Below are 25,284 nucleotides of genomic sequence, written 5' to 3'. Positions count from 1 at the left end.
TCAACAAACGGCAAAATATGAGGAACTATTTTTTCGTTTATTTCTCTAATACTCAGGTCAAAACGCTGATTTCACAACCTCTATTTTGTTTGATTGTTCATTGCGTCTTCTGCAGCCATTTGCGCTTCAATATCTGAAATACTGTAGACATTTTCACTTGCTACACCGACTTCTTTTGGTTCCATGTCACGGTAACGTTGCATACCAGTACCAGCTGGGATGATCTTACCGATAATAACATTTTCTTTCAAACCAAGAAGAGGATCTTTCTTACCGCGGATCGCAGCATCCGTCAAGACACGAGTTGTTTCTTGGAATGATGCAGCAGATAAGAAACTATTTGTTTCTAATGATGCTTTTGTGATACCTAGCAAGACTGGTCGAGAAGTTGCAGGAACGCCTCCTGAGACTAGCGTATTGTAGTTTTGATCTTTAAAGTCTGCGATGTCTAATAATGTACCTGGCAAGATATCTGTATCACCTGGATCCATTACACGAACTTTACGCAGCATTTGACGAACCATTACTTCGATATGCTTGTCGCCGATTTCTACCCCTTGCATACGGTAAACACGTTGTACTTCACGAAGCAAGTAGTTTTCAACAGATAATACATCGCGGACTTGCAACAATTGTTTTGGATCGATTGATCCTTCTGTCAATGGTGCACCACGGTGGATCATATCGCCTTCTGCTACTTTCATACGTGCTGTATAAGGAACAGTATACGTACGTGTATCTGTTTTTCCTTTGATTGTTACTTCTTTGGTACGTGTTGCAGGATCTTCTGAGATATCGATGACATCCCCTGTTACTTCTGTGATCACTGCTTGCCCTTTCGGATTACGTGCTTCAAAGATTTCTTGGACACGAGGAAGACCTTGAGTGATATCGTCTCCGGCAACCCCACCCGTATGGAATGTACGCATCGTCAACTGAGTACCAGGTTCACCGATTGATTGAGCGGCGATCGTACCAACTGCTTCGCCGACTTCAACGTCAGAGCCAGTTGCAAGGTTGCGTCCGTAACAATGTTTGCAGACACCATGTTTTGTATTACATGTGAAGACAGAACGGATCGTCACTGTTTCGACACCTGCATCAACGATTTGTTTTGCGATGTCTTCGGAAATCAATTGGTTTCCTGCGATGATCAATTCATTTGTTTCAGGATGACGTACTTCTTTACGAGTGTAACGTCCCACTAAACGATCTTCTAATGATTCGATGATTTCATTTCCTTCACGGATTGCTTGGATCTCAAGACCTCGGTCAGTCCCGCAATCTTCTTCACGGATGATTACATCTTGGGCCACGTCAACCAGACGACGAGTCAAGTAACCTGAATCGGCAGTCTTCAAGGCTGTATCGGTCATCCCTTTACGAGCCCCGTGAGTTGAGATAAACATTTCCAAAACGGATAGTCCTTCACGGAAGTTCGAAATGATTGGCAATTCCATGATTCGACCATTAGGAGCGGCCATCAAACCACGCATTCCGGCAAGCTGTGTAAAGTTGGAAATGTTCCCACGAGCTCCAGAATCAGACATCATGAAGATTGGGTTTTTCGCTTCCAAACCTTCCATCAGTTTTTGTTGGATGCTGTCTTTTGCAGCGTTCCAAACAGCAATGACACGTTCATAACGCTCGTCATCTGTAATCAGACCACGACGGAATTGTTTTGTAATAGTTTCAACTTGTTTATGGGCATTTTCAATGATTTCTTGTTTTTCATTCAGTACACTGATGTCAGCGATCCCTACTGTGATACCGGCATGTGTTGAATGTTTGTACCCTAAGTCTTTCATACGGTCAAGCATCTTAGAAGTTTCTGTTACTTTGAATCGTTTGAAGACTTCTGCGATGATGTTCCCTAAGTTTTTCTTCTTGAACGGTAATACTAATTCTTGCTCTTTGATATGTGCAGGAATATCCGTACCAGCTTCAACAAAGTATTTGTCCGGTGTTTGGACGGTCAAGTTGAAGTCTGTTGGTTCATTCAGATAAGGGAATTCAGGAGGCATGATCTCGTTGAAAATGATCTTACCAACTGTTGTGATCATCGTACGTTCTTTTTGCCATTCAGTAAATGGTTTTTCACCTAATGAGTTAGGGTTCACACCGATACGTGAATGTAAATGAACGTATCCGTTGCGCCATGCGATAACAGCTTCGTTTTGATCTCTGAAGACCATTCCTTCGCCTTCGCGTCCTTCTTCTTCCATTGTCAAGTAGTAGTTACCTAGAACCATATCTTGAGAAGGAGTAACAACTGGTTTACCATCTTTAGGGTTCAAGATGTTTTGAGCAGCTAACATCAACATACGTGCTTCTGCTTGTGCTTCTTCATTCAATGGCACGTGGACAGCCATTTGGTCTCCATCGAAATCGGCATTATAAGCTTCACATACAAGTGGATGCAAACGGATTGCGCGTCCTTGTACTAAAACTGGTTCGAATGCTTGGATACCAAGTCGGTGAAGCGTAGGTGCCCGGTTCAGCAATACTGGGTGTTCCTTGATTACGTCTTCTAAAACATCCCATACTTCGTCTTCTTGACGTTCGATTTTACGTTTCGCATTTTTGATGTTTGAAGCTAGTTCACGTTGAACAAGCTCACGCATCACGAATGGTTTGAATAATTCAATGGCCATTTCTTTTGGAAGTCCACATTGGTACATCTTCAAGAAAGGTCCAACAACGATAACGGAACGACCGGAGTAGTCGACACGTTTACCTAGCAAGTTTTGACGGAAACGACCTTGTTTCCCTTTCAACATATGAGAAAGAGATTTCAATGGGCGGTTACCTGGTCCAGTTACTGGACGTCCGCGACGACCGTTATCGATCAATGCATCTACTGCTTCTTGCAACATGCGTTTTTCGTTTTGAACGATGATTCCAGGTGCGTTCAAGTCTAATAAACGTTTCAAACGGTTATTACGGTTGATGACACGACGGTAAAGATCATTCAAGTCACTTGTTGCAAAACGTCCACCTTCTAATTGAACCATTGGGCGCAAATCTGGTGGAATAACAGGGATAACATCCATAACCATCCAGCTTGGTTGATTTCCTGAAGCGCGGAATGCTTCTAAAATATCCAAACGGCGGATCGCACGTGTACGTTTTTGTCCTTGTGCAGATTTCAATTCTTCTTTCAATTCGGCTGCTTCTGCATCTAGATCAACATTATCAAGTAATTGTTTGATCGCTTCTGCACCCATAGCAGCTTGGAATTCTTGTCCATATTGTTCACGTTTTTCGCGATATTCGCGTTCTGTCAACAATTGTTTTTTCTCTAAATTCGTGTTTCCTGGTTCGATAACCACATATGAAGCAAAATAAATGATTTCTTCCAAAGCGCGTGGGCTCATGTCTAATACAAGACCCATACGTGAAGGAATCCCTTTAAAGTACCAGATATGTGAAACAGGAGCTGCTAATTCAATATGTCCCATGCGTTCACGGCGAACTTTCGAACGAGTCACTTCCACTCCGCATCGATCACAAACGATTCCTTTATAACGGATACGTTTGTATTTTCCGCAGGCACATTCCCAGTCTTTTGTAGGACCAAAAATCCGCTCACAGAACAACCCTTCGCGTTCAGGTTTTAAGGTACGATAGTTAATCGTCTCAGGTTTTTTTACTTCACCGTAAGACCAGCTTCTGATTTTTTCGGGAGAAGCCAAACCTATTTGCATACTTTCGAATTTATTTACATCGATCAAAAGGGGTTCCCTCCATTTCATTTAATGGCAAACCGCAAGACGGCTGATCTTCGACCGCCTTGCAGCTCATAGACCGGATTAGTCTAAATTATCTTCTGCGGTTTCAAAGTTTTGGATGACATCGTCTCTTTCATCTTCCACTTGTTCAGCAGCTTTCTTTTCTAATTCTTTGGCAGTTTGCTGTTCGGCAAATTTTGTCAAAGCATCAACAGTGATCAAATCGTCGTCTTCATCGTCCATGTCGCGAAGTTCGATCTCTGTCTCTTCGATATCCAAGACACGCATGTCCAGACCTAGCGATTGCAATTCTTTCACCAATACGCGGAAGGATTCCGGTACACCTGGTTTTGGAATTGGTTCACCTTTGACGATTGCTTCGTATGTTTTCACACGTCCGACTACGTCATCTGATTTGTATGTCAAGATTTCTTGTAAAGTATAAGCCGCACCGTAAGCTTCCAGTGCCCATACTTCCATTTCACCAAAACGTTGTCCACCAAATTGAGCTTTACCTCCCAATGGTTGTTGTGTAACCAATGAGTAAGGTCCGATTGAACGTGCATGCAATTTGTCATCGACCATGTGAGCAAGTTTGATCATGTACATTACACCGACAGACACACGTCCGTCAAATGGTTCACCTGTACGTCCGTCGTACAGAACAGTTTTCGCATCGCTGGCCATACCGGCTTCACGAACTGTTTCCCATACGTCTTCATCACTTGCACCATCGAATACTGGCGTTGCTACGTGGATACCTAACTGACGTGCAGCCATACCCAAGTGTAATTCCAATACTTGTCCGATGTTCATACGTGAAGGCACCCCTAAAGGATTCAGCATGATATCGATTGGTGTTCCATCAGGTAGGAATGGCATATCTTCTTCCGGCATAATACGGGATACAACCCCTTTATTTCCGTGACGACCGGCCATTTTATCCCCTTCATGGATTTTACGTTTTTGAACGATATAAACACGAACTAACATGTTTACGCCTGGTGACAATTCATCTCCAGCTTCACGAGTAAAGATTTTCACATCGTGAACGATCCCGCCGCCGCCATGCGGTACACGTAATGATGTATCGCGGACTTCACGAGCTTTTTCGCCAAAGATCGCATGCAATAGACGTTCTTCTGCAGATAATTCTGTTACCCCTTTTGGCGTGACTTTCCCTACAAGCAAATCGCCATCTTGGACTTCTGCACCGATACGGATAATACCCATTTCGTCTAAATCTTTCAATGCGTCTTCCCCGACATTAGGGATTTCGCGTGTGATTTCTTCAGGTCCTAATTTTGTATCGCGGGCTTCTGATTCATATTCTTCAATATGAATAGAAGTGTATACGTCATCTTTTACCAAACGACGGCTCATGATGATCGCATCTTCATAGTTGTACCCTTCCCAAGTCATGAAACCAACTAAAACGTTTTGACCTAGAGCCATTTCGCCTTGTTCCATAGATGGTCCGTCTGCCAGAGTATCCCCTTTTTCGACTTTCTCACCCAAATGAACGATTGGACGTTGGTTGTAGCTTGTTCCGGAGTTTGAACGACGGAATTTTGTCACATCGTATTTATCTAATGCACCGTTGTCGCGGCGTACACGGATTTCAGAAGCATCAACGTATTCAACGACACCGTCATGTTTACATAACAAAGCAGCTCCTGAGTCATGCGCTGATTTGTATTCCATACCAGTACCAACCCATGGTGCTTGAGGATTGATCAACGGCACTGCTTGACGCTGCATGTTGGCACCCATCAAGGCACGGTTGGAGTCATCGTTTTCCAAGAAAGGAATACATGCTGTCGCAACGGCAACTACTTGTTTAGGTGATACGTCCATGTAGTCTACTTTATCAATAGATACTTCTAAGTTTTCACTTTGAGCACGAGCCATAACAACGTCTTGAGCAAATGTTCCATCTTCATTCAATGGGCTGTTTGCTTGGGCTACGATGTAATGGTCTTCGATATCTGCTGTCAAGTAGTCGATTTGGTCAGTAACACGACCTGTTTCACGGTCTACACGACGATAAGGTGTTTCGATAAATCCGAATTTATTTACTTTCGCATAACTGGACAAACTATTGATCAACCCGATGTTTGGGCCTTCAGGAGTTTCGATCGGACACATACGGCCATAGTGGGAGTAGTGAACGTCACGAACTTCATAACCGGCACGGTCACGAGTCAATCCGCCAGGTCCTAAGGCTGAAAGACGACGTTTGTGTGTCAATTCGCCAAGAGGGTTTGTTTGATCCATGAACTGTGACAACTGAGAAGAACCAAAGAATTCTTTGATACTTGCCACAACTGGACGGATATTGATCAATTGTTGAGGTGTCAATGTTTCAGTATCTTGGATCGACATTCTTTCACGAACCACACGTTCCATACGTGCTAGCCCGATACGGAATTGGTTTTGTAAAAGTTCACCGACTGAACGGATACGACGATTTCCTAAGTGGTCGATATCATCGACATTGCCGATACCTTCCATCAAGTTCAAGAAATAGCTCATTGAAGCAATGATGTCGGCTGGACGAACCGTTTTTACAGCTGCTTCTGGATAGCCGTTTCCGATCACGTTCACTTCACGTTCAGGATCTCTTGGTGAAAATACTTTGATGACTTGGACAGTCATTGGATCTGTGACCACACCATCTTCTGATGGATAGTAAGTCACTGAATTTAGACCGTTATCAATGAAAGGAGCTAATGTTTCCATGACTTGGTGAGTCAAGACTGTTCCTTTTTCAACGATAATCTCGCCTGTTTCTGGATCAACTAATGTTTCAGCTAATGTCAGATTCAATAGACGTGTTTTCAAATCTAATTTTTTGTTTACTTTGTAACGACCAACGTTTGCTAAGTCGTAACGTTTTGGATCGAAGAAACGAGCATTCAGCAAGTTACGTGAGCTGTCTGCTGTTTTTGGTTCGCCTGGACGCAAACGTTCGTAAACGTCTTTCAAACCTTCTTCTGTTCTTGAGTCGCTTGCGTTTTTATGCAAGTCTTTTTCGACTGTATTGCGTAATGTTTCGCTGTCGCCGAAGATTTCAAAGATCGTATCATCGGAACCAAATCCTAACGCACGAACTAATACGGTTAAAGGAATCTTACGTGTACGGTCGATACGTACATAAGAGATGTCTTTTGCATCAGTTTCCATCTCTAGCCAAGCGCCACGGTTAGGGATAACAGTAGAACCGAATCCTTCTTTTCCGTTTTTGTCGACTTTTCCATGGAAATAGACACCTGGTGAACGGACTAACTGAGAAACGATTACTCGCTCTGCCCCGTTGATGATGAATGTTCCTTGTTCTGTCATTAATGGGAAATCACCGAAGAATACTTCTTGTGCTTTGATTTCGCCAGTCTCGCGGTTTGTCAAACGCAATGTTACATGTAATGGTGCAGAGTAGTTTGCATCATGCGCACGAGCTTCTGCTACTGTATACTTTGGTTCTTTCAATTCATAATCTACAAATTCCAAAGATAGATTGCCATTGAAGTCATCGATTGGCAAAATGTCTTCAAACATTTCTCTAAGTCCCTCATCTAAGAACCATTGGTAAGAGTCTGTTTGAATTTCGATCAAATTTGGTAATTCCAACACTTCACTGATTCTTGCGAAACTTCTACGTTCGCGATGTTTTCCGTATTTTACTACGTGTCCAGCCAAGCTCTTCACCCCTCTAAAATGTCATTCAAAAAGACTACCCGATCAATTGTTACAATAATATTTCAAATATTATTTTTAGGTAACAACAGACATTTTTTGCGGCTTTTAGGCAAAAAAAAACCAAAAATAGAACATTCTCTTGAAACCTTACTTCGTGAGCTTCTACTTTTGTTTCCTTATATTAAAGCCGAAACGGACAATATTTCGTTTCTGCCTTTTCTTCATCAGATAGTTTTTGCAACTTCATATACTACACTTATTTTCTATAAAAGTCAACACTTCCTGGCGTTTCTTCTGCTTTTTCGCAATATTTTCTTAATGTTTTCAATTTTATGTTTTCAATTATCTGACAATTCTTAATTGACAGACCATTTTTTCTCGGTTATACTTTAGAAAATTCATTTTGTGGAGGAACTTCTATGCGAACCAATATCAAGCAAATCGTACCAACACAACTGAATAACTTTTACTTTAGCTACTTTAGATAGGTTTGTATTCATCATGATGGATACAAACGTTAAACGACAGTTTGTATCTATGATGGCTAAAGAACTTTGTATTGCAGCAAAAAGCCACGTAGACAAAATGCTAAGTGGCTGAGCAGTGAAAATACAAAGTAAAAGTATCAAGCATTCTACTTTTCAATTTATTTTCCGACTTTTCAATCCATTTGGACATTTTGTCTGAATGGATTTTTTGTTTCCCAAAATTAAGGAGGAAAAAGAAATGAAAAAAAACATATTAATTGGATTAGGCGCTGCTCTGCTACTAGCTTTAGGAGGTTGCGCACAAAAAGACAATTCCGCAGAGGCATCAGATGGAAAAAAAACAATTGGCGTATTGCAACTTGTACAACATAACTCGTTAGACGCTGCCTATAAAGGATTCAAAGAAGGATTAGCAGAAGAAGGGTATAAAGAAGGCGATAATCTAACAATCGATTATCAAAATGCCCAAAACAATCAAGACAACCTGAAAAGCATGAGTGAGAAGCTCGTCAAAGAAGATCCTGATTTGCTACTTGGGATCGCCACTCCAGCAGCACAATCTTTATTAAATGAAACAACCACTATCCCGATGACTGTCACAGCGGTCACAGACTTGGAACAAGCCCATTTAGTCACATCCAATGAAAAACCTGGCGGCAATGTGACTGGCACGACAGATATGGTGCCAATCGAAAAACAAATCGGCTTACTGTTAACTATCGTGCCAGACGCCAAAACAATCGGCATCATGTATAACAACGGTGAAGCAAACTCTAAGATCCAAGCTGATTTGGCAGAAAAAGAATTAAAAAAAGCGGGCGTCAAAGTCAAAGTACTGACAGCAAATTCCACAAATGATGTCCAACAAGTGACGAAAAGTCTAGCTAAAGATGTAGACGGAATCTATATTCCTACTGATAACACGTTCGCAAGTGCGGCAAGTGTTGTCGGTGAAGTCGCAAAAGAAACAAAAACACCTGTCGTTGCTGGCGCAGTTGATCAAGTCAAAGACGGCGGTCTAGCAACAGTAGGGATCAACTACGAAAGCTTGGGCAAACAAACGGGGATCATGGCAGCAAAAATCTTAGACGGCAAGAAGCCAAGTGAACTTCCTGTCGAAACAGCAAATGATTTGGAACTGTATGTCAATAAAGACATGGCCAAAGCATTAGGTATCAATCCAGACAGCATCAAAGAAGCTGAATAAAACACAGGAGGATTCTCATGACAAATCTGCTCTCTCTTTTCTTATCATCTGCATCGCAAGGGGTCTTATGGGCCCTTCTTGCGATTGGTGTGTATGTCACTTTCCGTATCTTGGACATTGCCGACTTGACTGCTGAAGGAAGCTTTCCTTTAGGCGCAGGGATCGCGGCAGTAAGTATTACAAATGGCTATCACCCATTGACAGCTTGTCTTCTAGGCTTTTTAGGGGGTGCGGCAGCAGGGCTTGTTTCCGGACTGCTTCACACAAAATTAAAAATCCCCGCCCTTCTTGCAGGGATCATCACCATGACTGGTTTATATTCTGTCACCTCCCGTGTGATGGGTGCGCCGAACATCTCTTTATTGGGTCAGCCAACGATCTTTCATTGGGTCGAGTCATTCGGCATAACAAAAGACAACGCTGTACTGATCGTCGGTCTGCTTTTTGCTTTGATCGTTGTATGTTTACTTGTTTTGTTCTTACGTACAGAAACAGGACTTGCTATTCGTGCAACTGGCGATAATCTGGCAATGAGCGAAGCAAACGGGATCAACACCGATAATATGAAGATCATCGGTTATATGATCTCTAATGGATGCATTGCTCTTTCTGGCTCCTTGCTTGCGCAAAACAACGGCTTTGCTGATTTGAATTCTGGTATTGGAACGATCGTGATTGGACTAGCTTCTATTATCATCGCAGAAGTTTTGTTACGTAACCAGCCACTATTTCTCCGTCTCTTGACTGTCGTTTTAGGTGCGGTCATTTACCGCTTTATTTTAGCGTTAGTCTTCGAACTGAATGTTGAACCAAGTGATTCGAAACTTGCTTCTGCTTTCGTGCTAGTGATCTGTCTTTCTTTCCCGCAGATTCAGCAAAAATTCCATTTATCTCAAAAGAAGAAAGGCGGTAGTGTCAAATGAATGACGTCTTAACATTGGAAAATCTCCATCATACCTTTGAAAAAGGAACGATCAACGAAAACCATGTCCTGAAAGGGATTAATCTTTCCTTAGAACCCGGCGACTTCGTGACGATCATCGGCGGAAATGGGGCTGGTAAATCTACTTTGCTGAACAGCATCGCCGGTACATTTTCTGTCGATCAGGGACAGATTTTATTGAATGGAAAAAATATCACGAAAAAATCCGTTGTCGAACGTTCGAAATCCATCAGTCGCGTATTCCAAGATCCTAAACTAGGGACAGCCGTTCGTTTAACGGTAGAAGAAAATCTTGCTCTTGCTATGAAACGAGGAAAAAAGCGCGGCTTCTTCCGTGGTGTCAAACCGCAAGACCGAACGTTTTTCAAAGAACAGCTGGCTCGGCTGAATTTGGGTTTGGAAAATCGTTTATCCTCAGAAATCGGTTTGCTGTCTGGGGGACAACGTCAAGCCATCACGCTGTTAATGGCCACATTACAGCGTCCAGAACTGATCTTATTAGATGAACACACCGCAGCGCTTGACCCCGCTACTTCCAAAACCGTCATGGAATTGACAGAAAAGCTGATCACTGAGCAGAATCTTACTGCTTTTATGGTCACTCATGACATGGAAGACGCGATCCGCTATGGAAATCGACTGATCATGCTTCATCAAGGAAGGATCGTCGTCGATATCCAGCAAGAGGAAAAACAGCAGCTCACAGTATCTCAACTATTGGCGTTGTTCAAACAAAACAGCGGCACGACGTTGAAAGACGATCAAGTACTTTTATCTTCATAATCAGAAAGAGGCTGGGACAAAAAATGAACGCCCACCCTCTTCTTTTTTCTCTTTTCTTCTTTCGTTTTTGCTTTATGTATCAACTGTTGTTTCTTCGAAAACTATTTTGTTCTCTCCTTCTTCCTGATAGAATGGATGAGAAAGGAGCTTGGTGCCATGACAACAAAAGACAAAGTACTTCATTTATTGAAAGAGACACCAGATTTTCTTTCCGGAGAAAAGTTAGCACAGCAACTGGAAGTTTCCCGGACAAGTATTTGGAAAGCTATCAAAGAATTGGAAAAAGCAGGCTATCGTTTTGAGCACGGGCCTACAGGGTATCGTTACCTGCCCTCTGACGTACTAGATGCAAAAGAAATCCAGCAAGAGCTACGGTCTTTTATTCCCGATTTGAAGATACAAACGATGTTGACTTCTGAATCTACGATGAAAGATGCCAAACTGGCAGCAGCTCACGGAGATTCTGTTTCGAAGTTATTTGTTGCTGATACACAAGAACAAGCTCGTGGACGTTTTGGACGACCTTTTTTTGCCGAACCTGGACGAGGAATCTACATGAGTCTCTTGCTCCATCCAGACAAACGGTTTGATGAACTGCCTCAATATACGATCATCGCAGCCAGTGCCTGTGTGAAAGCCATTGAATCTGTTACCGGTCGTTCTGCTTCGATCAAATGGGTCAATGACATCTACATGGATGGAAAAAAAGTCTGTGGGATTTTATCTGAAGCAGTCAGTGATATGGAAAGCGGCAGGATCAGTCATATCATCATCGGGATCGGGCTGAATTTTTCTGTTCCTCAAAATCATTTTCCAGCTGATCTCCAAGAAAAAGCCACTTCTGTCTTTCCCGACGGACAAGCGAGTATCACAAGGAATCAACTGATCAGCAAAATCTGGCAGGAATTGTTCACCTATCTTTCTCAACCGAAAAAAGCATTGGACTTCTATAAAGAAAAATCATTCGTATTGGGAAAAACCGTGTCGTTCAATCAGAAAGGAACGACTTATGTCGGACTTGCAAAAGAAATCGGTGATCATGGCGAACTGATCGTCCAAACAAATGAACAGGAAATGAGTTTGTCTTCTGGCGAAATCAGTCTCACATCTATCCGTACGCAATAATAGCAGATTTCACAAAAGGACACCTGATCTCATACAGTGTCCTTTTTTCTGAGTTCTCTTCAAACGACTCTCCTTATTCTCCTGACTTACCTTTTTCTATCCTCTAGAAAAAGGTGTTCTAAACGTATCAAGAAAGCATGGTACACTTTCTTTAAAGGAATCCATGCAAAAAACAGGAGAAACATGCGTTTGTACAGCAAAAAGAGATAGAGGACCGATTCCTTTTCTCGATTTTCTATCTCTTTTCTATCAATGGTGGTAAAGCTGATTATTGTTTCTATTCAGTTTTTTTATGATACCCACACAGGACTATTTGCTAGTCCTGTGTGAAAATACTTATGCGATCATAAGTTATGTGCTTGTTTCCTAAAAAATATCTATCTCCTCATCGTTCTTTTTATTGAGGAACGATGTCGATAGAGCCGATATAACCTGCGCGATAGTTTTCGATGACTATCAGTGGCAGGCATTGCCGATACCATCTTCTCCCCCAGGATTGAGATCGTTCACCTTTTCTTCTTGAAGCGTGCGACTGATATTGAGCACGTGATTTTCCGCTTGCAAGTCTTCATTGATGAACATATTTATCATACTCGTCAACACTAGCGTTGATAGTAATAGACTACCAATGATTTTCTTTTTCAATCCAATTACTCCCCCTTTATTATCTATGTAGCAACCAACTTACAACTAAAAAATCAACGCATCCCATCCCCCCTGTCTGACATTCTCGTGTTTCCATCTCCTATGATAAAGGACTATTTTGTTTTTTAATCTTTTTGTATGCGATTGCAACACTTTTAATAACATATTTGTTATTTTTTCCTGTTTGCTACATAGATAGAACAATAAATAGAGTGATCAAGAAAGTTCTTTTGCTTTTGGAAAGAACTTCAGCTGGTTCTCCGGTGCTTCGCACACCACTTGCATTTTGAATTTTTTCTCTGCGACAGAACGGATCAAAAATTTGTCTGCGCTCGTCAATTTTATCCCGCTTTCTTTTTCGATGTCTTCAAACGTAAATGCATGTTTCTCTCCTTTTAACCGAAGAATCAGGGGCGAAACATCTGTACGTGTTAAATTAGTGATGAGTTTTTTCAAATGCATCCTCCTCGATTTGATTTTTGTGGACAGCTGTTTTTCGCTTAGATAGACAGTAAAAATCGGCTGATTCCTCTGCCAACTTCACTTATGTTTTTACTATAACATGTTTTTTTTCATGCCTTGGGACCATAATTTCTAAAAATAAAAAAGAATGATACGAAGAAAAAAAGCCTTTGAAAACAAGGATAAATGAGGATTGAAAAAAATTGGTACGAATCTTTTTTCATAAAGAAGCACCTTGTTTTATTTTTTATGGAAAATACCAGAAAACCGTACCAGATATTTTCCACCTTAGAAAAAGACGGAACAAAAACAAAAAGAAAGCATGATAAAGTGAATACAAAGATACAAATAAAAAAAGAAAAGAGGAATTGACATGCCAAAAGAAGATATTGCAAATTCACCAGATTATAGGCAAGAAACACTATTAGATAAAATGATCAATGAGATTAAAGATCCTACAACAAAAGATCTTGCAGCACAACTCCGAGATAATATAAATGTTATGGAAAGTACACCCAAACATGGAAAACATACACCTGAATACAAAATAGTTGAAGATAACAAGGTATATGCGAAGGCAGAATTAAAAGCATCAAAATTACGAGAAGAACTGAAAACACGAGCACCAGAAATATTAAAGACCTTTGATAATACTAGAAAAACAATGACGAAACAAAAGACACAACAGAAGCAAAAAGAACAATCATTTAAAAAACAAGAGGCAAAACAAGAGACCAGTTTAAATGATTTTAAGTCGCTGCTAGCTAAACAAACAAATAATTTAAAACAATGTAAAAAGGTAGATACATTCATGAATAGACTTTTTAACAAAAATAAGATCACAAATGCAATACAAAATTACGTAACTACTCAAGTAAAAATTGATAATGCACTCAGAGCTGATCAATCTTTAGGTTGGAATGCTAGGAAAGAGATGGAGAAACTAGAAAATCCACCTCAAAAATTACAAAAAGCAGTTGAGGACTACAAACAGAGCCTTTCTAAAAGCCTAACCTCTTATCAGGAAAAAAACACACAACAACCCACCCAAGAAAAAAAATTATATAACTTAACTCAAGACGCTAGTAACAGAGCTAAGAATTCAAATCTATCAAGTCCATCGCAGTCAAAGCCTAACCCTACACGATAATACTCAAAAAGCCCATCAACCGATTTCAATCGATTGATGGGCTTTTGTGTTCGTACATCATTTTCTTCAAATCAACAGCTTTCTACCTTACGAAGCAACCTCAAATCGATAGCGGATATCCAACCCAATATTGATTTCTTGCTGATAGTTTCCAAAGTATTGCCCTTCGATCATAAACTGGGTTTGTTCGTTCGGCGCCAGCTCAGCAACTATCTGATTTGGTGTACTTTCATAAAGATCGACAAGGATATTGCTCGTCTTGTAATTCATACGAAGTTTTGCTGCTGCCCTCTCTGCAGATGGATCTGCATCAGCTGTACGTAACAGCTCCAAGTTATTTGTATTGTTCGTGATGTTGATTTCTTCCACGCTGACTTTTAGATTTCTCGTCCCAGCGTTCTCGATGTAGTAAAGCGGGGAAGAAACCATTCCTTTATTTGCGTCAGTCGTTCCAAAAAGCAATTTTTTAGGAATCTTGACATCGATCCATTCCGTCGAGTTCTCCACGATAAATGGTACCGTATAGTTATACGTAGCTGTGCCACCTGTCGCTAATGTTTCTTCTACTTCGATGATCCCGTTACTTGTTCCAGCTTTACTTGTGTCAGGATATTGGATGAACTTTGTCACATGGATCGTATCGAATCCGTCAGTTGACAGATAAGATTCGATATTTTGACTTAATTCCTCTTCTGTCAATCCACTTTCAATGGTTTGCGTTTCTACTTTTAATTGGTTGATACGTAGAAGATTGAACCCATTAGCTGTCATTTCGTAAAAAGCTTGCGGATAGCCGATTACTTCTTTTACTAACTGTTCATTTCTTGAGACAGCTGTTTTATTTCCAAGTAGGTTATTCCCCGCAGAATCAAAAACTTCAAAAGAAAGCACATCACCATAGGCTAATTCATTTTGTCTAAGAACATTGTTCCAGTTGCTCCTCAGTGTTTGTGCGTCCACAGTTAAATTATTTGTCAAAAGGGAGAATCTTGGCGAAGTAAGATCACCACGATAAAATACTGCTTGTGGTGCAGAGGCTACTGGACTGAAAGAATCAAGTCCGTCTCCTTGCGTAGCTGTCAGTTTTGGCAAATTATTCTCTTCGGTCAATGACAGAACAGCTACTGTCTTATCAGAGTTTGCTGCCTGATCTTGGGCGATGATCGAGTTCCCCCACTTCACTTCATAAGGAACTGTCAGTTGTACGATACCTAGTCCATCAGTTGTACGGACTTCAATATCGATTTCACGCGTACCAATCAATGACGTATCAAGTTCTGAACGTAAGGTGACTTCATACTCACTTGCGTCTACGACTGTGCCATTTACTCGTACATTTCTAACCAATTCCTTTAGATTGCGTTCATCGGCGCTTTCACCTAAGTTGAACGTTTGTGGAGCCGCTTCAGCTTCCAACTGTTTGATTGGAACTAAGCCATTGTCAGTCACTCGATAATAAGAGAAAAAGGTGCCGAATGTATAGTTTTCCGCAACTTCATTTACCATCAGTCTGCTTCGGGTGTTGGATTCCGCATGGTAAACTTTGATGATATTCCCAGCGGAAACCTCTAACGGATTGCCTTGATTGAATCCATTGATTGCATTCCTGTTACTTATATTGCCAGGCACTTCATATTGATAGGTGCTTGTTTCTCCGTCTAGTACTTCGATCGAATAATAGACACTACTTCCATAATAAGGATGAACTTGTGTATCTAAGTTCGCTCGGTTATCCCCAAAAGTTGAATACAGACGTAGTGTACCATCAACGCTTCTCGTCAAACTGTATGCTCCTGCTGTACGATTGTTGAGCCCTCTTAAAGAAATCGTACTTCCCCATCTGACTTCATACGGTACAGTTGTTCTCAGGATGCCTAATCCGTCCGTCGTGCGTATTTCGACTTCTACTTCACGCGTATCGATCAACGTCGTGTTGACTTCGGAACGCAACGAGATTTCATATTCACTTGCATCCACTGCTACACCATTTACCTGCACATCCTTAACGAATTCTTTTAGGTCACGTCCGTCAACGCTTTCACCTAAGTTAAATGTCTGAGGGACTGCTTCAGCTTCCAAGTGTTTGATCGGAACTAAGCCATTGTCCGTTACTCGGTAGTAAGAAAAAGGTGTACCGAAGGAGTAGTTTTCCGCGACTTCATTTACCATCAATCGACTTCGACTGTGGGACTCCCCATGAAAGACTTTGATGATATTCCCCGCAGAAACTTCTAGCGGATTGCCTTGATTGAATCCATTGATTGCATTTCGGATAATCGCATTCCCTGTGACTTCATACTGATATGTGCTTGTTTCTCCGTCGAACACTTCGATGGAATAATAGACGCTACTTCCATAATAAGAATGGACTTGCATACCTTGATTCGTTCTATTGTCACCAAATGTCGAATGCAGACGTAGTGTGCCATCTGCGCTTCTCGTCAAACTATAGGCGCCAACTGTACGATCACTAAGTCCTCTTAAAGAAATCGTACTTCCCCATTTCACTTCATATGGTATTTCTACTTCCAATGAAATATTAGCTACAGTAGATGTTATCTTTACTTTAGCATTACGAGTACCTACCAAGGAAGTATCAAAACCTATGAGTTGTTCGACTTCGTATTTATCAGAAGAAATTACGCAGTTGTTTAACCCAATGTATTCAAATAAATCGTGGGGATTTAACTCCGTGATATTTTCACCAAGGACAAAGTCTTGCTTCAGTGATTTCGCTACTAGAACAGGTGCTGGTTCCAGTCCCTCTTCTGTCACTCTATAGTAAGCATAATCTGTTTCGTAAGTGTGATTTTTTTCTATTTCGTTTACCATTAAGTTGTTTCGATCGATATCAGAATCTCTACAAAAAACTCTGATCGTGTTACCCACAGAAACCTCCAAAGGATTACCGTGATTGAATCCATTGATTGCATCTCCAATGAGTTGGTCTCCTCTGACAGCATATTTATATATGCTGGTTTCTCCGTCGAACACTTCCAAATGATAAAAATCACTACTTCCATAATCAGGATGGACTTGACGATCTCGATACACGCTGTTGTCCCCAAATGTCGAATGAAGATGTAGTGTGCCATCTCCATTTTTCGTCAAACTGTATGCTCCAACAGTAATATTACTGTTTCCTCTTAAAGAAATCGTACTTCCCCACTTGACAGTAATCGGCACTTCGATGACTGAAACAGCTCCCACTGAATCTTCCAGTTGAACGCTAGCGGTCATCTCTCCAACGCGGTCGATGTTTGGTCGGTTTAGATAAGTGGCTTTCAGCTCTGACGGATCGTCTCTGTCATCTGATACATTTTCTAGCAGATCCATTGGCGAATCTGGCAATGATTCTCCTAAATACAATTCTTGCGCAATTGGATCAGCTGTTGGAGGGGCGTTTTCAACTGTAAAGGTGATCTCATAGTCATAGGAGACTGTTTTTCCTGTAGATAAAGTCTCTGTTACTCGGATCGTTCCACTTGTCGTACCGATGACAGAAGTATCTGGATACTGGACAAATCTATCCAAGTTGATGTTCTCTACACTTGATACATCTAAGAACTCGGCTAATCGGCTGTCTAATTCACTCTCTGTCATCCCTTGTAAAATCATATGACTTGATGTAGTCAATTTATTGATATTCAACGCGCGGTAACCGTTTGCTGTGATCTCGTAGTAGACTTCTCCGCCGTTAGAGACAAATTGCTCGTTTTCTGTCACTGCATTTTTTGTTGGATCTGCTACCCAAGCACGGACGACATCACCATAGTTGACCGTTTGTGTCCTCCAGCGGTTTAAAACATCATTCTGTCGTTCTCCTCCTTCCGCTGTTACTGCTTGATTAGCAGAATCGTTCGTTAGATCTACATTGTTTTTTTGACTCACGTCATACCAAGAAAAATTATAGTAATCTCTCCCATAGTAACCCGAATTTATAATGAAGTTGCCTTCGTTAGGTCTTATTCCTCTACTTGCAGTAATTGATGGACGAGTCCCCCGATGATGTAAGGTGAAAGCAGCAACTGTCCTCATAGCTATTGGATCACTACCACCAAACGCAATACTGTCTCCCCATATAACACCTATATTGATAGATGTATCTTGAGAAAGAGTTGTCCCATTCACAGTGACTCGAATCGATTGTGCTCTTCCAACGCTCACGGTATCTGTAGCAATAGGTGCAGCAGTCATTTCTACTTCATATTTGTCGTCATCAAGTTGCTCTCCATCTACCTCGACATCTAAAAACTGACGTAGATCAACTGTATTCATATCTGTTCCTAGCAATACCTTACTATCAGGCTTAGCCGTTACTTCAAGTTTAGGAGTCACGACAAATGGTACTGTGTAGTCGTATGTCACTGTTTTTCCTGTCGATAAGGTTTCTTCGACTTGGATTGTTCCAGTCTTTTCTCCTAAAGTAGAAGTATCTGGATAATCCAGGAATCTCACTACTCGAAGGTTCTCCTTGCCAGAAGTGTCTAGAAATCGACTGACTTGACTATCTAAAGATGCTTGCGAAGCGCCACGTTCAATCGATTGTTCTGTCGGTGTCAATGTGTTGATGTCCAATTTACGGTAGCCGTTCGTAGTGATTTCATAGTAGACTTCTCCACCATTAAAGACAAATGGCGCATCTATTGTCATTGAATTTGTCACTGCGTTCTTTTCTGGGTCTGCCACCCATGAACGGACGACATCACCATAGTTGATTTGTGTATTCCAGCTATTCAAGATATCTTGGTTTCTAGCATTTCCTCTTGCTGAGACTGCTCGATCCGCGGAATCATTTGTCAAATCAAGAATATTTTTTTGACTCAAGTTGTACCAAGAAAAATTATAGTAATTTTGACCTAAATAATTTTCATTTATCACAAAATTAGTTAAACCCGAATTGTTTCTTCCTGTAACTGCAGTAATCACTGGACTTGTTCCACGATGATGTAAGGTGAAAGCAGCCACTGTCCTCATAGCTATTGGATCACTTCCACCAAACACGATACTGTCTCCCCATACGACAGGCATTTGGAAATGTATTCTTTCACTCTCATGAACGGTTCCATCCATCGTATAACGGATTCTCACCCATGCACTTTTTGATCCTACTGTCCCTACCACGTCCAAGCTACCTAAGTTAGTCTCAATGATCTCGTAACTATCTGGGCCAGAAGAAGGCAACAGGCTCCCATTAACCCTTACTATCAGACTATCTTTGTGTTCCTGAGGAAGCACACCCAAAATAAAAGGATTGGCAGGATTGGCGGTGATCTCTACAGTAGGTTCTGGTTCCCTAGTATTGACCGTGAAGTTCCCAATCGACAGATAATTGATCGGCACATCTTCTATAGGCGTAGGAGGGACCTCACCACCAGAAGCTACGGCAGTAGAACCTAATACAAGATTATGGATCCCAGCTGTTAACTGATAATCGGTACGGTTGCTAGCTCTTGTTCTAGTGATCGTCCCTGACATCGTCATCGTGAAATCATTATTGTTTATCGTGTGATTCGACGTAATACTAAGATCACCAGAAGCGCCCCCGACTTCGACGACTTCCGTGCGACCGATCTGATAAGTCGTTGAATAATCACTTGTATGATTTGGCGATCGACCATAGTACATCCTATCAACAAATCTAACACCGATATTACCATTACCAACAATATACGCGATCCAGTCAGTGCCATTCCCATATACGAGAGAATGAGTCGGAATCGTAAAGCTGTAGGAAATACTGTCACCTACATTGGGACCCAGTTCCGATAAGTTGCTGACTCCCGCATTGAATCCAGGCTGGGCTGCTGCCTGATAGGAACTTTCTCCATTCCTTCTCAAATCTCCGCGATATTGGGGAAGATTGGGAAGATCAATCTGCGGACTTGGCACAGCCGTTTCTGGTACGGGAACTGCTGGCTCTGTTTGCGGTTCGACGGTTGACGGTTCGGGTGTGGTTGGTTCCGTGGATGATTCTTCTGCTACAGGATCGACTACTGCAGGAGCTTCTTCCACTTGCGGTTCGGCTATTGGTTCTGTCGGTGTTTCTTCATTTGCTGTCTCGCTACTTTCAGGCGTCAAAGATGAGACTGCGTAGACAAGGGTAGTCGGGCTGATGCTGGAAAACAGTAAGGTAAAAACTGCTAGTATTTTGAATAGTTTCATTTTTCTCTCCTCTCTCTTTTGTATTTGCACGCTTGTCTAAACATCTGTGTCTCCAGGCAAGGCTTTTTTACTTAATAAAGAAAGAGAACCGAGGAGAAGCAGCACACCTGCTGCCGTTACCCACCTGCTTGTTCTTACAGCATTCGTCTGAGGCAGATTGCCTTTAGTGTCGCTAGAACCGGATGTTCCTGACGTATCTCCACCGGTACTTTTTCCCGAATCAGTTGCGGAATCCGCAGTTGAGCCTGTATCAGGCCCAGCACTTGATCCTGTTCCAGGATCTGTACTTGGACCTGTTCCAGGTTCCGTTGGTTTTTCTGAATAGATCAGTCCGCTAACTTCGATCGTGCTTTCTTTTTCTGCTGCATCTGCCAAACCGCTTATTGATAGACAGATAAACCCCAGAAGGAAAAACAGCGGAAGGATCCCTGTTTTTTTCATTTTTTTATACCCCTATTGCTTCAAATTGCAAGACAAGCTCATATTTAGGGTTGATGGCTTCCCCAAATTGGAAATTCGCTCCGACGCTACCAGAGAAAGTAAACTCTGTGACATCGTTTTGGTTCGGCAATGTCACTAACTCGCGTGGAAATTGCGGAGCAGTCGTTGGGTTGACTAAAGAGATAGATGTACTGCTGCTGACACTATCCATGTTCAACACTAATTCCGGCACTTTGTCTGCATCTTGCCCTTTGACGAAATTGCCCACAGAGACTTTCACGCCTTTTGTCGAATTGTTTCTGATTTGATAGATTGGTGCTACGACCTTACCCTCTGTCGCATCTGTTTGTCCGAACAAGACTTTTGTCGGGATTGATACATCGATCCAATCGACTGGATCCGTTGGCCCAGGTCCTGGTCCTGGATCAGTTGGGTCCCACTCTTTAAAAGTGCCTTCTGCTGGGATCGTTGCGTTATCTTGTTTTTGGACTGATTCGTAAACCGTATTCGGATCAGGTTCGCCACCCACCCATGTATAAGCGCTTACCGTTTGCCCGATTGCCGCACTGCTTACTAATGCAAGTGCCGGCAACAACATTTTTCTTGAGACTCTCATTTCTTTTCCTCCTAAAAAATATATATTTGCTATCAGTTAACTTTCAACTGTTAACTTTCCAACGACAGAAGATGTTCCGACTACATTCTTTTCGGAATCCAAAAATTGGACCGTACTGATCGTTTTGTATGTTCCTTTAGCTACTTTACGCAACAGTTTGCCTTCACTTACATATTGTTCTGGCTGGATCACTCCAGAAATGTAGATTTCATCGTCTTCTCCTTCGATATAAGTTGTCACTTCGATGGCGTATTCATTACTGGGCGGGTTTTGGATATTGACTGACCCAGGTTTGTCAGAGGTATCAAAATGCATCGTCGTATCCAACTTCAGCCGAACATAATCTTCGTCTGCTTGATCTTGCAGAAAATCACGCAACTCTTCTTCTGACATGTCCTTGATAAATGATTGATCGCCGCTATTTAAATTCATGATCACTTCCGGCTCTTTCCAGAAATGGTCATAGACAAAAAAGCCACCGAGTGCAACTACCAGTACTACTAGGGAAGCGATGATCTTTTTTTTGTGTCGTTTGACCAGAATATCTTCCTCCTTTGCCGTTTTTTATCGATAGAACTTTTCTGTTTTTTCTATAAAAACAAATGGCTCTGTTTTTGTTTTTCCATAATGTTTTTATCGATAAAACTGCCTACCTGCTAATACTTTATCAGACTAAGAACACACCCTCAGAACAGTTTTTTCCTTTTATAGAAATATGTGGATGACCAGAAAAGTTAAATAAACTTCCTTCTTATTGGATTATTTATTAGGACGAAATAGTAACCGATTACAATGAAAAGTGGAAGGATTTGAAATGAAAAAGAGAAAATCACGTTTACTTGACGGCTTCACTATTATTTAGTACATTCCTTACTACTATACAGATCGTGGATGCCAATCAACTGAAATCAAAAAAGAACTTGCGACTTGTTTTTGTCGTAAGTTCTTTTTTATTTAGTGCCTTAGTCTTTCAATCCCAATAAACGTCTCGCATAGATCACCTGACCAGAGTGCATGGCAGCGTCATCAATAATAGAAACGAGACGCATCCCACGTGTGACTGGTGGTGTCCAGCTCTTGTCAATTACTTCATCTAGTTCGGAAGGTTCTAACCCTCTTAAATAAGAAATAGCAGAATCAGAAGCAGCCCGCAAGTATCCTAGCAGGTCTTCTACTTGATTAGCTTGGATTTGTTTTGCTTGTTCCAGACTGTGCTTCCAATCTTGTTCGTCATCTGCTATCGTCATCGGAAATCGGCTTTCCCAGTCTTGGCTGTGCCAAATTGGAGAGGTACTGGCTAAATCAGCAATCTGGAAATCCAATTCTCGAGCGGTATGCCAAGCCAGCCAAGTCATTGATTTGATTTGCGGAGCTCTGTCTTCCACTGGAAATCGGTTGGCCTCCTCAATAGAGACGCCTTCAAACAAGCGTTCAAATCGCTCGTATGCTCGGTCCACACTCTCGCATAACATATCTAAATAATTCATCTGTTTTCCTCCTTTTTATTTATCCTACTTGCTTTTTCCTAACTCTAGGATTTCTACTTATATGTTACTACACCCCCTCACTTTTTACACTTTCCAGTCACTAGCATGATCGTTTGGAGATTGAAAGAGAAAGATATTCTCTATTTTCCACTTGAACAAAAATCAACAAAATGAATGATTCATTAATATTGTTTAAATAAATAATGATTTTTTAAACGAACAGTTTAAGCCTAGGAAAAAAAGAGTATAATAGGAAAATGTTTGAAATGAAAGGAAGGGAAAAGATGAAAAAAAGGGTAAGTTTATTAGTATTAGTTACTTTATTGTTCAACATCTTTTCGTATGGTGTGGCCGTTTCAGCGGAGACATTTCCTAAAGATCCTGGGAATGTCTATAATGATTTAACTGGTAACTATGGTTTGCTGGGAATTGCTGGTCAATTCCATGTATTTGCCAAAAACAAGACAACGGTTAATGCCCATACAGACGGAAATATAGCAACACATGAACTGGATGCAAATAATAATTTTGGGACAGAGCTTCATGAAGGCTTATTGAACCAAGAGATCAATTATATACAAAAAACTGATTCTTTCATTAATTCTTCTGGAATCCCTACTGGCGACACAAGAATGAATAAATTTGTCGTTGGTAGTAATGTGGATGTAGCATTACAAGATGGACATCCTACGGTTAATGGAGCAAGGCTTGATCACTTAACTCCAGATGATTTCTATAAAGACCGTGATGGAAACGAATATATTGATTTCGAGCAAGAGTTTGCTAGATTGAATGTAGCAGCAAATGACCTTGCAACTGCCACCCCAGCTAAAACATATACTGCTGCGGATTTTCCAGACATGAATAATCGAACCATTGATTTGACTGGTCTATCAGATTCTCGATTTTTATTGGTAAATATCGACGCAGAAGTGTTAACGATGAATACGCCACTTCAAATCATTAATCCAAGTGATCAAGTAGTCGTATTCAATGTCATCAACAGTTCTTCTGCATTGAACGTACAGTCGCCAATCAAATACAACGATCGTTCCAATCATGAAACAGAAGATTTTTCGGATGCGAATATCTCTTGGAATTTCGGAAATGAGATGACTGATTTGACAATCAGTGCTCCTTTTCAAGGTACGATACTTGCGCCTAATGCCACTATTCACATTACTCAAAACCAAGACGGTACGATTATAGGGACAAATGTGATTTTAGATGCGGCTACCAATCGTTGGGATCCTAACGAAATATTTATCAGCGACAATGGTACAGGCGGTACAGATACTACGACCACAAGTGATAGTACCGACACAACGACTACAACTGATAGTACGGATACAACTGCTACAACAAGTGATAGTTCCGATACGTCAACTACAAGTGATAGCACAGATACTACTACCACAAGTGATAGTACCGACACAACGACTACAACCGATAGTACAGATACAACTGCTTCAAGTGATAGCACAGATACAACGACTACAAGCGATAGTACAGATACAACTACAACAAGTGATAGTACAGATACAACTACAACAAGTGATAGTACCGACACAACAACTACAAGCGATAGCTCGGATACAACGTCCACAAGTGATAGTACTGACACAACGACTACAACCGATAGCACAGATACTACTACCACAAGTGATAGTACCGACACAACGACTACAACCGATAGCTCGGATACAACGTCCACAAGTGATAGTACTGACACAACGACTACAACCGATAGCACAGATACTACTACCACAAGTGATAGTACCGACACAACTGCTTCAAGCGATAGCACAGATACAACTACCACAAGTAATAGTACTGACACAACAACTTCAAGTGATAGCACGGATACAACTCGAACAACAAGTGATAGTACTGATACTACAAGCGATAGCACGGATTCTACTACCACTTCAAGTGACAGTACCGATACGGCAGATTCAAGCGACAATACAGATACGACAACTACCACATCAAGTGATGGTACAGGTACAACGACTACAAGCGATAGCTCAGATACTACTCGAACAATAAGTGACAGTACCGATACGGCAGATACAACATTTATCACAAGTGATAGTCGTCATGCAAGTGTCTCTTTCCCAAGAACAAGTTCGGATAACAAGACGAACGTCAACTTAACTAATAAAACAAGCGATGATCATTTAAACAAATCAAAAAAAGTACTTCCTAAAACTGGAAGTCAATCAAATAATTGGATAACAGTCGCAGGCGTTATATTACTTGTAATCGGTTTAAGAATCACTTTCATGAGTCATAAGAAGTCGAAAAGATAAAAAAAATGATCCGAGATAAAAAATAAAGGG

15 protein-coding genes are annotated in these 25,284 nt (G+C 41.2%); 6 read left to right on the top strand and 9 right to left on the bottom strand.

Annotated elements, in window-relative coordinates; genetic code table 11:
- Positions 1-80: 80 nt before the first annotated feature.
- Both rpoC and rpoB read right to left on the bottom strand, forming a co-directional pair.
- Positions 81-3,734, bottom strand: a complete 3,654-nt coding sequence (gene rpoC / locus AB3I00_RS09145; protein WP_002295965.1) for a DNA-directed RNA polymerase subunit beta' — start codon at positions 3,732-3,734, stop codon at positions 81-83.
- Positions 3,735-3,812: 78 nt separating this feature from the next.
- On the bottom strand, positions 3,813-7,430 hold the full coding sequence (gene rpoB, locus AB3I00_RS09140) for a DNA-directed RNA polymerase subunit beta (protein ID WP_002310550.1): 3,618 nt from the start codon (positions 7,428-7,430) through the stop codon (positions 3,813-3,815).
- Positions 7,431-8,156: 726 nt separating this feature from the next.
- Between rpoB and AB3I00_RS09135 the strand changes: the two genes are divergently transcribed.
- The 4 genes from AB3I00_RS09135 (at position 8,157) to AB3I00_RS09120 (ending at position 11,976) form a co-directional block, all read left to right on the top strand.
- Positions 8,157-9,125 (top strand): ABC transporter substrate binding protein, encoded by a 969-nt coding sequence (locus AB3I00_RS09135; RefSeq protein WP_368025083.1) that lies wholly within the window; start codon positions 8,157-8,159, stop codon positions 9,123-9,125.
- Between the two features lie 17 nt (positions 9,126-9,142).
- Positions 9,143-10,048 (top strand): ABC transporter permease, encoded by a 906-nt coding sequence (locus AB3I00_RS09130; protein WP_002320483.1) that lies wholly within the window; start codon positions 9,143-9,145, stop codon positions 10,046-10,048.
- Positions 10,045-10,851 carry an ABC transporter ATP-binding protein gene (locus AB3I00_RS09125; protein WP_368025082.1) on the top strand — a complete coding sequence of 269 codons (807 nt, stop codon included), beginning with the start codon at positions 10,045-10,047 and terminating at the stop codon, positions 10,849-10,851. Before AB3I00_RS09130 ends, AB3I00_RS09125 begins: the two co-directional genes overlap by 4 nt.
- Positions 10,852-11,007: 156 nt before the next feature.
- Positions 11,008-11,976 (top strand): biotin--[acetyl-CoA-carboxylase] ligase, encoded by a 969-nt coding sequence (locus AB3I00_RS09120; RefSeq protein ID WP_070770522.1) that lies wholly within the window; start codon positions 11,008-11,010, stop codon positions 11,974-11,976.
- 456 nt (positions 11,977-12,432) lie between these two features.
- On the opposite strand, the gene AB3I00_RS09115 is transcribed toward AB3I00_RS09120, so the two are convergent.
- Positions 12,433-12,621, bottom strand: a complete 189-nt coding sequence (locus AB3I00_RS09115) for a hypothetical protein (protein ID WP_002315817.1) — start codon at positions 12,619-12,621, stop codon at positions 12,433-12,435.
- 216 nt (positions 12,622-12,837) lie between these two features.
- A complete protein-coding gene (locus tag AB3I00_RS09110; protein WP_016629240.1) occupies positions 12,838-13,083 on the bottom strand; it encodes a hypothetical protein in 246 nt (81 codons plus the stop codon).
- Between the two features lie 373 nt (positions 13,084-13,456).
- On the opposite strand from AB3I00_RS09110, the gene AB3I00_RS09105 reads away from it, so the two are divergent.
- The gene (locus tag AB3I00_RS09105) at positions 13,457-14,233 is read left to right on the top strand and encodes a hypothetical protein (RefSeq protein WP_368025081.1); all 777 of its coding nucleotides are present in this window, start codon (positions 13,457-13,459) and stop codon (positions 14,231-14,233) included.
- An 87-nt stretch (positions 14,234-14,320) separates the two neighbouring features.
- On the opposite strand, the gene AB3I00_RS09100 is transcribed toward AB3I00_RS09105, so the two are convergent.
- The 5 genes from AB3I00_RS09100 to AB3I00_RS09080 all read right to left on the bottom strand — a co-directional run bounded on the left by AB3I00_RS09100 (position 14,321) and on the right by AB3I00_RS09080 (position 22,942).
- Positions 14,321-20,398, bottom strand: coding sequence for a putative mucin/carbohydrate-binding domain-containing protein (locus AB3I00_RS09100; protein WP_368025080.1), 6,078 nt, complete (start codon positions 20,396-20,398; stop codon positions 14,321-14,323).
- A 36-nt stretch (positions 20,399-20,434) separates the two neighbouring features.
- Positions 20,435-20,839, bottom strand: a complete 405-nt coding sequence (locus AB3I00_RS09095) for an LPXTG cell wall anchor domain-containing protein (protein WP_070770383.1) — start codon at positions 20,837-20,839, stop codon at positions 20,435-20,437.
- Positions 20,840-20,843: 4 nt separating this feature from the next.
- Positions 20,844-21,455 carry a hypothetical protein gene (locus AB3I00_RS09090; protein WP_002315812.1) on the bottom strand — a complete coding sequence of 204 codons (612 nt, stop codon included), beginning with the start codon at positions 21,453-21,455 and terminating at the stop codon, positions 20,844-20,846.
- A gap of 36 nt (positions 21,456-21,491) precedes the next feature.
- Positions 21,492-21,887 carry a hypothetical protein gene (locus tag AB3I00_RS09085; protein ID WP_202401275.1) on the bottom strand — a complete coding sequence of 132 codons (396 nt, stop codon included), beginning with the start codon at positions 21,885-21,887 and terminating at the stop codon, positions 21,492-21,494.
- 530 nt (positions 21,888-22,417) lie between these two features.
- Positions 22,418-22,942 (bottom strand): DUF664 domain-containing protein, encoded by a 525-nt coding sequence (locus tag AB3I00_RS09080; RefSeq protein WP_070770385.1) that lies wholly within the window; start codon positions 22,940-22,942, stop codon positions 22,418-22,420.
- Between the two features lie 284 nt (positions 22,943-23,226).
- Here AB3I00_RS09080 and scm point away from each other — a divergent pair, with 284 nt between their 5' ends.
- On the top strand, positions 23,227-25,254 hold the full coding sequence (gene scm / locus AB3I00_RS09075) for a collagen-binding MSCRAMM adhesin Scm (protein WP_368025079.1): 2,028 nt from the start codon (positions 23,227-23,229) through the stop codon (positions 25,252-25,254).
- Positions 25,255-25,284: the final 30 nt, after the last annotated feature.

Source organism: Enterococcus sp. C76 (assembly GCF_040886985.1).
GTDB lineage: Bacteria > Bacillota > Bacilli > Lactobacillales > Enterococcaceae > Enterococcus_B > Enterococcus_B lactis.
The sequence above is the reverse complement of the archived record's forward strand: the minus strand, read 5'-3'. Positions and strand labels throughout refer to the sequence as shown.